The sequence below is a fragment of the Streptomyces hygroscopicus subsp. hygroscopicus genome, from assembly GCF_001553455.1.
Lineage (GTDB): Bacteria > Actinomycetota > Actinomycetes > Streptomycetales > Streptomycetaceae > Streptomyces > Streptomyces hygroscopicus.
This window is the reverse complement of record NZ_BBOX01000488.1, coordinates 1-12,419: the sequence shown is the minus strand read 5'-3', so window position 1 is coordinate 12,419 and position 12,419 is coordinate 1. Positions and strand designations below refer to the sequence as shown.

General features: G+C 73.6%; 11 protein-coding genes and 1 pseudogene. 3 read left to right on the top strand and 9 right to left on the bottom strand.

All coding sequences use genetic code 11. The annotated features are described in order from the left end of the window. Positions 1 to 89 precede the first annotated feature (89 nt). Entirely contained in the window at positions 90 to 1,133 is a 1,044-nt protein-coding gene (locus AXW62_RS36930; RefSeq protein ID WP_060948245.1) for a LacI family DNA-binding transcriptional regulator, read from the bottom strand. 266 nt (positions 1,134 to 1,399) lie between these two features. On the opposite strand from AXW62_RS36930, the gene AXW62_RS36925 reads away from it, so the two are divergent. The 3 genes from AXW62_RS36925 (at position 1,400) to AXW62_RS36915 (ending at position 4,590) form a co-directional block, all read left to right on the top strand. After that, positions 1,400 to 1,996, top strand: coding sequence for an RNA polymerase sigma factor (locus AXW62_RS36925; RefSeq protein WP_107406392.1), 597 nt, complete (start codon positions 1,400 to 1,402; stop codon positions 1,994 to 1,996). Position 1,997: 1 nt separating this feature from the next. Next, positions 1,998 to 3,182, top strand: a complete 1,185-nt coding sequence (locus tag AXW62_RS36920; protein ID WP_060948244.1) for a CU044_5270 family protein — start codon at positions 1,998 to 2,000, stop codon at positions 3,180 to 3,182. A gap of 79 nt (positions 3,183 to 3,261) precedes the next feature. After that, on the top strand, positions 3,262 to 4,590 hold the full coding sequence (locus AXW62_RS36915; protein WP_252368871.1) for a hypothetical protein: 1,329 nt from the start codon (positions 3,262 to 3,264) through the stop codon (positions 4,588 to 4,590). A gap of 261 nt (positions 4,591 to 4,851) precedes the next feature. Here AXW62_RS36915 and nirD read toward each other — a convergent pair whose 3' ends face one another. The 8 genes and pseudogenes from nirD to AXW62_RS46460 all read right to left on the bottom strand — a co-directional run. Beyond that, positions 4,852 to 5,280, bottom strand: a complete 429-nt coding sequence (nirD, locus tag AXW62_RS36910) for a nitrite reductase small subunit NirD (RefSeq protein ID WP_079115968.1) — start codon at positions 5,278 to 5,280, stop codon at positions 4,852 to 4,854. Next, positions 5,277 to 7,886: a nitrite reductase large subunit NirB gene (nirB, locus tag AXW62_RS36905; RefSeq protein ID WP_060948246.1), complete on the bottom strand. Its 2,610-nt coding sequence runs from the start codon at positions 7,884 to 7,886 to the stop codon at positions 5,277 to 5,279. The genes nirD and nirB overlap by 4 nt, the downstream gene beginning before the upstream one ends. Positions 7,887 to 8,132: 246 nt before the next feature. Beyond that, on the bottom strand, positions 8,133 to 9,395 hold the full coding sequence (locus AXW62_RS36900) for a cytochrome P450 family protein (RefSeq protein ID WP_060948243.1): 1,263 nt from the start codon (positions 9,393 to 9,395) through the stop codon (positions 8,133 to 8,135). Next, entirely contained in the window at positions 9,392 to 10,654 is a 1,263-nt protein-coding gene (locus AXW62_RS36895) for a cytochrome P450 (RefSeq protein ID WP_060948242.1), read from the bottom strand. Before AXW62_RS36895 ends, AXW62_RS36900 begins: the two co-directional genes overlap by 4 nt. Beyond that, positions 10,651 to 11,307, bottom strand: a complete 657-nt coding sequence (locus AXW62_RS36890) for a GTP-binding protein (protein WP_370682967.1) — start codon at positions 11,305 to 11,307, stop codon at positions 10,651 to 10,653. The genes AXW62_RS36895 and AXW62_RS36890 overlap by 4 nt, the downstream gene beginning before the upstream one ends. Before the next feature lie 43 nt (positions 11,308 to 11,350). Beyond that, the gene (locus AXW62_RS36885) at positions 11,351 to 11,716 is read right to left on the bottom strand and encodes a DUF742 domain-containing protein (RefSeq protein WP_060948241.1); all 366 of its coding nucleotides are present in this window, start codon (positions 11,714 to 11,716) and stop codon (positions 11,351 to 11,353) included. After that, the gene (locus tag AXW62_RS36880; RefSeq protein ID WP_060948240.1) at positions 11,713 to 12,159 is read right to left on the bottom strand and encodes a roadblock/LC7 domain-containing protein; all 447 of its coding nucleotides are present in this window, start codon (positions 12,157 to 12,159) and stop codon (positions 11,713 to 11,715) included. Before AXW62_RS36880 ends, AXW62_RS36885 begins: the two co-directional genes overlap by 4 nt. Continuing rightward, positions 12,159 to 12,419, bottom strand: a pseudogene (locus tag AXW62_RS46460) (ATP-binding protein); the annotation flags it as partial. The pseudogene AXW62_RS46460 and the gene AXW62_RS36880, both read right to left, overlap by 1 nt.

Genomic DNA, 12,419 nt, shown 5'->3' with positions numbered 1-12,419 from the left:
CCGGGCCCGCGCGGGGCGGCCGGAACCGGCGCCGCCCCGCCTCGGCAGGGGTGTGCCGTGCCGGACCGCCGCGCACGGCGCGGGGGGTGTCAGGCCACCGCGGGCGGGGCCGTGCTGGAGCGGACCACCAGCTGGGTGGCCAGTTCGACCCTCGGGGACTCGATCTCCTCGCCCCGCGCCTGCCGCAGCACCGTACGGGCCGCCAGTTTGCCCATGTCCGACAGCGGCTGGCGGACCGTCGTCAGCGGCGGCGCCGACCAGCGGACCTCGGGGAGGTCGTCGAAGCCGACGATGCTCACGTCCTCCGGAACCCGCAGGCCCCGGCGGCGCAGGGCCTCGATCGCGCCCAGGGCCATCTGGTCGCTGGAGGCGAAGACGGCGGTGGGCGGGGCGTCGGCGTCCATCAGCTGGGTGCAGCCGTGGAAACCGGACTCGTGGTAGAAGTCGCCCTGCGCCACCAGCGCCGGGTCGAACGGCACGCCCGCCGCCTCCAGCGCCGCGCGGTGGCCGTCCAGCCGGGCGCGGCTGCACAGCAGCCGCGGCGGACCGGCGATCAGGCCGATCCGGCGGTGGCCGAGGCTCAGCAGATGTTCGGTGGCGGCCATGCCGCCGGCCCAGTTGGTCGCCCCCACGGTGGGCGCCTCCAGCGCGGGGGAACCGGCCGGGTCGACGACCACGATCGGCACGTTCAGCCGCCGCAGCTCCTCGTGGACCACCGGCTCCAGTACGGACGTCACCAGGATCACCCCGTCCGAGGCGCGGGCCCGCAGGTTCTTCAGCCACTGCCGGGCCGAGCCCGCGCGGCCGTGGATCGCCGAGACCACGGTGCCCACCCCGTCCTGGTGCGCGACGTCCTCCACGCCCCGGATGATCTCCACCGCCCAGGGGCTGTCCAGGTCGTTGAAGACCAGGTCCAGCAGGGCGGCCCGGTCGCCGGGCGCGCTCTGGCGGCGGCGGTAGCCGTGGAGCCGCAGCAGGTCCTCGACCCGGGCCCGGGTCTCGGGCGAGACATCCGACCGTCCGTTGACCACCCGGGAGACCGTGGGCACCGACACCCCGGCCTCCTGGGCGATGGCCGTGATCGTCACCTTGGGCCGGGCGCCGCCCTCGGTGCCCCTGCTCTCCGTAGCCATTTCCGCCTCCTCCGTTGACGGGAGCCGTCCCCGCCGTTACCTGTCCGGGGCGCACCCTCGGAACCTTGCAGAAGTCTTCCGGAAAACCGGATCAGACGTGAAGAGCGGGGGAGCGGGACGTCCCCCATCATGCCCTCTTCCCGGGGCACCACCGGCCGCCCCGCGCCCCGGCCCGCACCGGGCCATCCGGAATTCCTCCTCCCTTGAGGTAAGAAATCACGGCGCGCGGCCACTGCATGGTGAGAGAGCCGAGACAAGGAGACGGCGTGACCGACGCCCAACGCTTCCGGGACCTGTACGAGGAGTGCCAGCCCCGTGTGCTGGCCTACGCCACCGGCCTGGTGGGACGGCAGGTCGGGGAGGACATCACCAGTGAGACCTTCACGGTCGCCTGGCGGCGGATGCGGGACATCCCGACCCCGCCGCTGCCGTGGCTGCTCGGCGTGGCCCGCAATCTGACCCGCGAGCTGCGCCGCCGCGACAGCAGGCAGTACGCCCTGGCCACCGAGGAGGCCCGGCGCGTCCTCACCTCCGGCGCCCGGGTCGAGGACGTGGCCGCCGGGGTGACCGAGCGCGCGGTGGCGCTGCAGGCGCTGGCGGGGCTGTCCGCCGCCGACCGCGAGCTGCTGACGCTGGTCGCCTGGCACGGGCTCGCCCCGAGACAGGCCGCACGTGTCCTCGGCTGCTCCACCGCCACGTTCTCGGTGCGGCTGCACCGGGCCAGACGGCGGCTGGAGCGGGCCGTGGAGGAGGTCGGACTCTCTCGTGACCCCAGCCCCCGTTCCGCGGCGGCCTCCCGCCCCACCGCTGCCTCCCGCCCCGCGGCGGCCTCCCGTTCCACGGCGACACTGAAGGAGCACTGACATGGCACACAAGCGGCCCGATGTCATGAAGACACTGGCGGACGCGCGGCCCGCGGCACTCGATCCGGACCACCTGGCCGGTTCGGCACGCGCCCGGCACGACCTGGGCACCATCCTGGCCGGCGATCCGCGGACGCCGGAATCCCGGCGGCCCGCCCGGCCGTTCGCCTGGCGCTGGGCGCTGCCCGTCGCCGCGACGGCGGCCGCGGCCGGGGTGCTCGTCGCGACCCTGCCGCAGGGCGGCCCGGACCCGGAGGGCTCCCGGGCCACCGCCGGATCCGCCACGGACGGCACCCGGCACACCCCCGAGAACGGCCGTCTGGCGCTGCTGACCGTGGCCGACCGGGTGGACCGCGCGGCGGACGAGGGCACGTACTGGCGGCTGACCACCCGGTCGTCCTGGATCAGCGTCGTGGACGAGGCCGGGTCGGCCTTCGCGGTCGTCGCCTCCGAAAAGCAAGCGCAGTCCTTCGGGGTGCGGCCCGGTACCCAGAGCCTGTGGGTCAGCGGGCTCGACGACACCGTCCGGCCCCGCACCGAGCGCGACGCGGCGCGCTGGCGGGCCGCCGGTTCGCCGAAGGACCTGACGCTCGCCGGCTCCGACTCCGGCTCCGGCGGGCGGCTCGGTCTGCGCATGGAGTCCGGAGGGAAGAAGAAGCCGACGGTGACCCGGACCAACGGGGGCGACCGGATCGCCGCCCTCGGCGCCCGCAATGTGACCTACGCGGACCTGCGGAAACTCCCCGGCGACAGCGCGAAGTTGAAGGAGTTCCTGGCGGACCTGTACGAGGAGGACCGCGGCGGCGAGATCACCGGCCGCACCGAGTGGATGTGGCAGCAGGCCGCCGGGCTGATCAGGCTGCCGGTGAAGCCCGCGGTCCGGGCCGCTGCCTACCGTGTCATCGCGGGGCTGCCGGGCATCCGGTCGCTCGGCGAGGTGACCGATCCGCTGGGCCGCGAGGGGGTCGGCTTCGCCCTTCCGGCGTCCGACCGGCCCGGCTACGGGACCGGCCGGTCGGAGCTGATCGTGGACCCGGCGACCGGGGCGCTGCTGGCCGACCGGGAGGTGCTGACCGAGCCGGACGCGACGGCCGCCGAGGCGGGGCTCAGGGCGGGCACGGTGGTGAACTACACCGCCACGGTCACGGCGGAGTGGACGGACCGGCAGCTGGAAACCCCGCGGTGACGGAGCGGGAATCGCCGGTAAGAACCGTCGGCCGGCGGCCATTTCCTTCTGGATGGACCAACCGAGCAGAAGGAGCAGCATGGCCACCATCGCAGGGCGACCCGGGACACGCCGCGGATGGCTGCGGACGGCGGTAGCGGTGTGCGCGGTCGCACTCGGCACGCTGGGGCCGCAGGCGAACGCCGCGTCCGGCGCCGCGTCGGCGTCCGGCACCGCGTCGGCGTCCGGCACCGCGTCCGCGACCGGCGTCCCCGCCGGTACCGCCGCGTCCGGTATCGCGTCCGCCACCGGCACCCCCGCCGGTACCGCGTCCGCGTCCGGCCAGGCGGTCCGCGCCGACACCCCGTGGAAGCTGCGGACGCCGCTGAGCGAGACCGTCGGGCAGGAGTTCTGGGCAGTCGCCGCGACCGGCGCCCGGGACGCGTGGACGGTGGGCCGCACGTCGGACGGCACCGCCGGATCCACCCCGCTGATCAAGCACTGGAACGGCACCGGGTGGACGGACGTGCCCGCCGCCTCCACCGGGGGCAGGGCCGCCCGGCTGGACGCCGTCGCCGCCGCCGCGCCCGATGACGCCTGGGCGGCCGGAGCGCTGGACGACGGCACCTCCCTGGTGCTCCAGCACTGGGACGGGAAGAAGTGGCGCGGGGTCGGCCACGCCGCCGCCCCCAAGGGATCGCTGAGCTTCGTCGGCGACATCGCCGCCTTCGGCAAGTCGGCCTGGCTGACCGGCTTCGACTGGAATCCGGACAGCGGTGCCGAGGTCTCCTACCTGGAGCGCTGGACCGGCTCGCGGTGGCAGCGGGTGTCCCTGCCCGCCGCACCGGGCGGCGGGCGGGTGCGGCCCTCGGACATCACCGGCACCGGTCCGGACGACGTCTGGGTCTCCGCCGACGCCCTCACCGGCGAGGTGGCCGCACCGCTGCTGTACCACTGGGACGGCGGCGGCTGGACGGTCCGTGAGGTGCCGACCCCCGGTGCGCACCCGACCGGCTGGACGGCCGGCCACGCCGTGGCCACCGGCCGCGGTTCGGTCTACTGGATCGGCAAGACCAACGACGCGGGCGTGCCCCAGGCCACCATGGCCGCCTACTGGGACGGCAGCCGCTGGCGGTCGCTCCCCGCGCTGCCCGTCGACGAGGCGAACGCCGCGGGCGCGGACGGCGCCGGACGGCTGTGGGTCAGCGGCTGGGCCCCGGGCGACCGCCACTCCGTGTCGGCCCGCTGGACCGGGACGACGTGGGTGACCGAGACACTGCCCGCCGCCGTCACCGAGCACAGCGAGATGTCCACGGTGCTCGACATCGCGGGCGTCCCCGGCACGAAGGGCGTGTTCGCCGCGGGGACGGCCGGCTGCGCGAGTGACCCCGTCCAGTGCGGGCTGCTGGTCTCACGCGGTCTGGGCTGACCTCACGCGACCTGGGCTGACCTCACGCGGTCTGGGCTGGCCTGACGCGACCTGGGCTGACCTCACGCGGTCTGGGCTGGCCTGACGCGACCGGCGCCGGTGCCACGTTCCGCGCACGGGTCACGTCCCGCGCTCGGATCACATTCCGCGCTCGGGTCACGTCCCGCGTCCGGGGGACGGCCGGCCGCGCGAGTGACCCCGTCCAGTGCGGGCTGCTGGCCTCACACGGCCTGGGCTGACCTCACGCGGCCTGGGCTGACCTCACGCGACCCGCGCCGGTGCCACGTCTCGCGCCGACGCCACGTCCCGCCCCCGGGCCACGCCCCGCGCCGGCGCCACGTCCCGCACCCGGGCCGCGTACGCCTGGACGGTGACCGTCTCATCGTCCAGGCACCGCCCCGTCTCCAGGTCGAAGCGCTGCTTCAGCAGCGGCGAGGCGACGAACGGCCGCCCCTGCGCCGAGCCCACCAGCCCCCGGGAGAGCACGTACGCGCCGGTGAACGGGTCGCGGTTGTCGATCGCGTACGGACGTCCCGCGCGGTCCACGAAGGCCGCCACCTGGGTGCCGTCCGGCAGCAGGGCGGCCACCCCGCGCCCCGGGATGAGGTCGGTCAGGTCACAGATGGCGAACCACCGCTGGTCCACGAGGAGTTCCACGCGGACCGCGGTCCGCTCGGGTGCCGTGGTCATCGGCTGGCAGTCCCTTCGAGAGTACGGACGGGGATGGCCGGACCGGACAGCACCGTCAGATCCGGCTTGACCTGGTCGCGCTCGGGCACGAACTTCACCGTCGGGTCCGGCGCGTCGGGCGCGTTGACGAAGGAGACGAAGCGCCGCAGCCGCTCCGGGTCGTCCAGGGTCTCGGCCCATTCGTCGCGGTAGCCGGCCACGTGGTCGGCCATCATCGCCTCCAGCTCGGCGCACAGCCCCAGCGTGTCGTCGACCACCACGTCGCGCACATGGTCCAGGCCGCCCTCGATCCGCTCCAGCCAGGCCGAGGTGCGCTCCAGACGGTCCGCGGTGCGGATGTAGAACATCAGGAACCGGTCGATCAGCCGGATCAGCTGCTCGTCGTCCAGGTCCTGGGCGAGCAGATCGGCGTGCCGGGGATCGGCCCCGCCGTTGCCGCCCACGTACAGGTTCCAGCCGCTCGCCGTGGCGATCACGCCGAAGTCCTTGCCGCGCGCCTCCGCGCATTCGCGGGCACACCCCGAGACGGCCGACTTCAGCTTGTGCGGGGAGCGCAGCCCCCGGTAGCGCAGCTCCAGGTCGATGGCCATCCGGACCGAGTCCTGCACCCCGTAGCGGCACCAGGTCTGCCCCACGCACGACTTCACGGTGCGCAGCGCCTTGCCGTAGGCGTGGCCCGATTCGAACCCGGCGTCCACCAGCCGCGCCCAGATCCGCGGCAGCTGGTCCACCCGGGCGCCGAAGAGGTCGATCCGCTGACCGCCGGTGATCTTCGTGTAGAGCCCGAAGTCCCGGGCCACCTCGCCGATCACGATCAGCTTCTCCGGGGTGATCTCCCCGCCGGGGATCCGGGGCACGATCGAATACGACCCGTTGCGCTGAAGGTTCGCCAGGAAGTGGTCGTTGGTGTCCTGGAGCGCCGCCTGCTCGCCGTCCAGGACATAGCCGCTCGCGCCCAGGGTCGGGGCCAGCGAGGCGATGATCGAGCCCACGGCGGGTTTGCACACCTCACAGCCGTCGCCCTGCCGGGCCCCGTCCCGGCCGTGGCTGTCCAGCAGCTGTGCGTAGCTGGTGATGCGCAGAGTGCGGACGATCTCGTACAGCTCGGCGCGGGTGTACCCGAAGCAGCCGCACAGCCCCTTGTCGACGCTGACCCCGCTCGCCTCCAGCTCGTCGTTGACCAGCGAGGTGAGCGCCTTGACGCAACTGCCGCAGCCCGTGCCCGCCTTGGTGCACTTCTTCACCTCCGGCACGGTGGTGCACCCGTGTTCGGTGACGGCCGCCCGGATCGCGCCCTTGGTGACGTTGTGGCAGTTGCAGATGACCGCCTCGTCCGGGAGCGCGGACGGCCCGAGGGCGGCGGGCGCGCCCAGCCCCGCCGGAAGCACCAGCTGCTCGGGGGCGACGGGCGGCACCGAACCGGTGAGCGGCCGCAGCATGCCGTACGCCTCGGCGTCGCCGACCAGCACCCCGCCGAGCAGCGTGCCGTCGGCGCCGACCACCAGCTTCTTGTAGACGCCCGCGCGGGCGTCGGAGTAGACGACGTCCAGGCAGCCGTCGGCGGTGCCGTGGGCATCGCCGAAGCTGGCCACGTCCACGCCCAGGAGCTTGAGCTTGGTGGAGGTGTCGGCGCCGGTGAACCCGTCCGTGGCCGCCCCGGCGATCGCACCGGCCGCGACCTCGGCCATCTCATAGCCGGGCGCGACCAGTCCGTACACCCGGCCGTCGGCGGCCAGCGCGCATTCGCCGATCGCGTACACCGCCGGATCGCTGGTGCGGCACCGCTCGTCCACCGCGATCCCGCCGCGCTCGCCGACCTCCAGACCGCAGTCGCGGGCCAACTGGTCGCGGGGGCGCACCCCCGCCGAGAAGATGACCAGGTCGGTGTCGATGGACGAACCGTCGGACAGCGCCATCGAGGTGACCGCGCCGGTCCCGTCCGCCGTGATCTCCTTGCCGCCGACCCCGGTGTGCACGATCAGGCCCATGTCCTCGACCGTGCGGCGCAGCGCGGCGCCGCCGCCCTCGTCCACCTGGAGGGCCATCAGCCGCGGGTGGAACTCCACGATGTGCGTGGTCAGCCCGAGCCCCTTCAGCGCCCCCGCCGCCTCCAGGCCCAGCAGCCCACCGCCGACGACGGTGCCGGACGCGCAGTTCTTGGCGTACTCCTCGATCGCGAGCAGATCCTCGATGGTGCGGTAGACGAAGCAGCCGTCGCTGTCCTTGCCGGGCATGGGCGGGACGAACGGATACGAACCGGTGGCCAGCACCAGCGTGTCGTAGCCGACCGTCAGCCCGGAGCGGGAGGTCACGGTGCGGGCGGCGCGGTCGATGGACTCCGCCGGGTCGCCCAGACGCAGCTCGATGCCGTGCCGCACCATGAACCCGTCCTCGGCGAGGGAGAGGTCCTCGGCGGTACGGCCGGAGAAGTACGAGGTCAGCTGGACGCGGTCATAGGCGGGGCGGGGCTCCTCACAGAACACCACGACCCGGGCGGTCTCGGTGACCTTGTGGTCGGCCAGCGCTTCGAGGAACCGCTGGCCGACCATGCCGTGGCCGACCAGCACGATGGTGGGGGTGGCGGGTGCGGGCTCGGGTGCGCTCATCGGCAGCGGCCTCCAGCGTTGGTCAGCGGGCGGAGCGGGGGCGGAGCGGCGGGCGGAGGGGAGCGGCTCGCCGCCCTCCCGGGCGCGGGCGAGCACCCCGCCACCGCCGGCGATCACCGCATGGCGGTGCGGGCTCCCCGGCCGCGGCAGCCTGTTCGACTCCATACCGGGAAGCGTGCGGGATGCCTGTTACCCGGCCGGATCACCGCCGTTTCCCGGAAGCAACGCTGCCCTCAGCGCACCGCCTCAGCCGCTGTGAGCCGCCCCGAGCCGCACGGGGAGCTTCTGCGGGCTGTTGCCGACGAAGCTGGCGTGCGGGACCAACTCCTCGTCGGGGACCGCCAGGTCCAGGCCGGGGAAGCGGGTGAAGAGCGCCTCCAGGGCGATCACGGCCTCCATCCGGGCCAGCGGGGCGCCCAGGCAGACGTGGGCGCCGTGGCCGAAGGACAGATGGCGCGCGCCCCGGGTGACGTCGAACCGGTCGGCGCCGGGGCCGTACGCCCGCTCGTCGCGCCCGGCGGAGGTGTACGAGACGAGCACGGGCGCGCCCTTGGGGATGACCGTGTCCCCGACCGGGAGGTCCCGGGTGGGGTAGCGGAACGGGAAGAAGCTCACCGGGCTGTCGTACCGCAGCGTCTCCTCGATCACGTCGCCCCAGCTCACGGCCCCGGAGCGGACCAGCTCCAGCTGGTCGCGGTGGTTGCACAGCGCCCGTACCGCGTTGGTGATCAGGTTGAGCGTGGTCTCGTGCCCGGCGATGACCATCAGCAGCAGCGTGCCGATCAGCTCCTCCTCGCTGAGCCGGTCACCGCTCTCCTCCCGCGCGGCGATGAGCGCGCTGGTCAGATCGTCCCCCGGGGCCTCTCGCCGGTCCGCGGCCACCTGGCCGAGGACCGCCACCATCTCGCGGTTGGCGGCCGGGACCCGCTCGGGGGCGGTCCGGGTGGAGACGATCTCGTTGGACAGTTCGTGCAGCCGGTTCTGGTACGCGTCGTCGACGCCCAGGAGCCGGCAGATCACGCTCATCGGCAGCGGCAGCGCGAAGTGGCGGCGCAGATCGGCCACCCCGTCCGGATCCGCGGCGGCGGCCCGCGCCAGCCGGTCCAGCAGCGTGCCGGCCAGCTCGTGGACCACCGGACGCAGCGCCTCCACCCGGCGCGGGGTGAACGCCCGGGTCACCAGGGACCGCAGCCGCTTGTGGTCCTCGCCATCCGCGGTGACCATGCCCCGTACGGTGGCGAAGGTCCGCATCGGCCAGCCGGGCGGAAGCTCGTCGTTCCGCAGGGCGGCGAAGTGGCAGGCGTTCTTGGCCACGTCCGGGTGGGTGACGAAGTCCTTCAGCTCCTGGTGCCGGGTGATGGCGTACGCCGGGACGTCACCGGGCAGCAGGACCGGGACCGCGGCCCCGCGGGCGCGCAGCTCGTCGTTGACCGCGTGCTGGTGCGCCCCGGTGGGGTCCAGGCGGTGCGGCGGTGAGGAGTGCGTCACGGGGCATCGGCCGTCGGTCATCTGCTGTCTCCTGCGGGGGAGTCGGGGGTCGGGGTCGGGGTGTCGGCGGCGAGCTGCGGTGCGGAGAACCGGACCGGCAGCTTGGCCAGGCCCTTGGACCAGGGCGAGGTGATCCACGGCAGGTGCTCGGGCGCCACCGCGATCTCCATGTCGGGCAGCCGGTGGCGCAGGGTGTCCACGGCGGTACGGGTGATCAGCCGGGCCGGGTCCCGTGCCGGGCAGGTGTGCGGGCCCGCGCCGAAGGCGAGGTGTGAGCGGTTGCCGACCACCGGCCGGCCGTCCTCCGGCAGCACCTCCGGGTCGGCGTTGGCACCCGCGAGGCCCAGGATGAGCATGTCCCCGGCGCGGATGTGCCGGCCGCCGAAGCGCAGATCGCGGGTGGCGTAGCGGCCGGGGAAGTTCTGGGTGGGCGGCTGGCGCCACAGCACCAGGTCCAGGGCGTCGTCGACGGTGAGGTGGCCATGGGTCAGCGAGGAGCGGAAGGCGGGGTCGGTGAGCAGGATCTGGGTCGTGGAGGCGATCCAGTTCACGGTGGTGTTGTTCCCCGCCACGATGATCACCACGAGGTTGTGCAGCACCTCCTCGTCGCTGAGCCCGACGGGGTGCTCCAGCAGCCAGGACGTCAGATCCGCGCCCGGCCGCCGCTTCTTCCGGGCGATCAGCTCCAGCAGGATCTGGCCCATCCGCCGGTTGGCGCCGGTGGCGGCCAGGGTGGGGGCGACGATCGTGGTGAGCGTCTCGACCAGTTGGGCCCCGTCCTCCTCGTCCAGCCCCAGCAGCTCGGTGACGACCCGCAACGGCAGGACGCGTGCGTAGCTCTCCACCAGATCCGCCGTGTGCCGGTCGGCGAACCCGGCGACCAGCCGCTCCGCGGCGGCCCGCACCCTACGGATCAGCTCGTGGCCGTTGATCCGCCCCAGCGCGTCGGCCACCGCCGAGCGCATCCGGCGGTGCGCCGCGCCGTCGGCGAACAGCAGCGCCGGGCGCCAGCCCACCAGCGGCATCAGCGGCGAGTCGGCCGCCACCCGGCCCTCGCGCAGCGGGGTCCAGCGGCGCGGGTCGTGGGAGAAGTACTGCTCGTCGCGGGTGAGGTGGAGCAGTTCACGGTGGCCGATGACCAGCCACGCCTCGACCCGGGGCGCGATCTCCACCGGGACCACCGGGCCGTGGTCGCGCCGCATCCGCTCGTACAGCTCGGTCAGCGGACCGTCGAGCGTGGTCCCGTACAGCGGCACCCGGGCGGCGGCCGGGGTGGTCACGGCGCCTCCGTGAGCGTCTCGATCAGATGGGAGACGAGCGAGATCAGCGCCTTGACCGAGGACTGGTGCTCACGCGCGTCACAGATGACCAGCGGGGTGTGGGGGAGCAGATCGAGCGCGGAGCGCAGATCGTCCTCGCTGTGCAGCTTGCTGTCCGGGAAGGCGTTGACCGCGACGGAGAACGGCACATCCAGGTCCTCCAGATGCCCGATGGCGTCGAAGGACGCCTCCAGATCGCGGGTGTCGACCAGCGCGAGCGCGCCCAGCGCACCGCGTGCCAGGTCCTTCCAGGCGGGCAGGAACCGCTGCTGGCCCGGGGTGCCGAAGAGGTACAGCACCAGCTCGCCGCCCAGGGTGATCCGCCCGAAGTCCAGTGCGACGGTCGTCGTGGTCTTCGTCGGCCGCACCTTGGTGTCCAGCCGGGCCCCGGCCTGGCTCATCGTCGCCTCGGTGGACAGCGGCTTGATCTCCGACACCGTGCCGATCAGCGTGGTCTTGCCGACGCCCATCGGCCCGACGACCAGGATCTTGGCCGCCCCGGCCACGCTGGACTGCACGTACATGACGGGAGTGTCGTCCATGTCGGCCATGTCGTCCGTATCGCCCGTCTCGTCCGTCTCGCCTGTCTCGGTTGTGTGGATTGTGTGGGTCATGCGGTCTGCGTCCGTTGTGCCGTCCGTACCGGCCAGCGAGATCTCAGAGCTTGCTCTCAAGCCCATCGAGCACCTTCCTCAGCAAGTCCAAATCGGCACGTTTTCGCTTGGCCACCCGGATCGGCGGACGCGCCACGATGTGCCCCCAGTCGATGAGATCCGCGAGCAGCACCTGCACCACGGCCGGTGGCTGATCGAGATGGGCGGCGACCTCCGCCACCGACAGCAGCCCCTGGCAGAACTCGGCGATCCGCCGGTACTCGGGTTGCAGATGCGGCGGCAGCGCGCTCCCGGACGCCACGACGAGCGTTTCCAGCGGCAGAGCTTCCCGTGAGGAACCGGCACGCCCCCGTGTGATCACGTAGGGGCGCACCGCGGCCGTGGTGTGTTCCTCGCCGGGCGGGCTCATGACGCCGGGCGGCCCATCGGCTCCCGTGGCTGACTGCTCAGATGGGCACCGATCTTCGCGACCAGTAACTGCATCTGCTGGGCCACCAGGCCGACGTCCGCCCCGGTGTCGGTGGCCACCCCCAGCGAGGCGCCCTGCCCGGCCGAGGTGAAGAGCACGAACCCGCTGTCGGACTCGATCATCAGCTGTCTCACCCCCGCCCCGTCGCCGAACAGCAGCGACACCGTGGACTGGCTGGTCACCGTCAGCGCGGCACAGGCGGCGGCCAGCGACTCGGCCTCGTCCACGCCGAGCCGGGACTCGCCCGTCAGCCTCTCGGCGGAGTCATGGCCCATGCGCAGACCGTCCTCCGAGACGACGACGGCATGCCGCACCCCGGGGATCCCGGTCAGCGGACGCAGCATCCATCCAACGTCGGGCAGCCTGGATATGGTTCCGGCCACTACCGGTCTCCTTCTCGGTCTTCTCGGTCTTCTCGGTCCGGGCTGGGGTCATGTTCCGCGGGCCGTACGGCCCCGGCCACCTCCGCCCGCCCGCGGCGGGTCCCGGAGACGACGCTGGCGATGGAGGCGCGGGCGGCCTCGGGTGTCCAGGGGGCACCGGCCGGAGGGGCCGGTGCGGCACCGGCCGGCGGGCCGGAGGAGACGGACCCGTCGGCCGGGGCGGCCGGGTCGGCCGGGTCGGCCGGGGCGGTCCCGGGGGC

Bases quoted from the DNA above. Each gene is read 5' to 3' on its own strand.
- AXW62_RS36930 (WP_060948245.1), bottom strand. From the start codon at position 1,133: ATGGCTACGGAGAGCAGGGGCACCGAGGGCGGCGCCCGGCCCAAGGTG.
- AXW62_RS36920 (WP_060948244.1), top strand. From the start codon at position 1,998: ATGGCACACAAGCGGCCCGATGTCATGAAGACACTGGCGGACGCGCGG.
- AXW62_RS36915 (WP_252368871.1), top strand. From the start codon at position 3,262: ATGGCCACCATCGCAGGGCGACCCGGGACACGCCGCGGATGGCTGCGG.
- nirD (WP_079115968.1), bottom strand. From the start codon at position 5,280: ATGACCACGGCACCCGAGCGGACCGCGGTCCGCGTGGAACTCCTCGTG.
- nirB (WP_060948246.1), bottom strand. From the start codon at position 7,886: ATGAGCGCACCCGAGCCCGCACCCGCCACCCCCACCATCGTGCTGGTC.
- AXW62_RS36900 (WP_060948243.1), bottom strand. From the start codon at position 9,395: ATGACCGACGGCCGATGCCCCGTGACGCACTCCTCACCGCCGCACCGC.
- AXW62_RS36890 (WP_370682967.1), bottom strand. From the start codon at position 11,307: ATGACCCACACAATCCACACAACCGAGACAGGCGAGACGGACGAGACG.
- AXW62_RS36885 (WP_060948241.1), bottom strand. From the start codon at position 11,716: ATGAGCCCGCCCGGCGAGGAACACACCACGGCCGCGGTGCGCCCCTAC.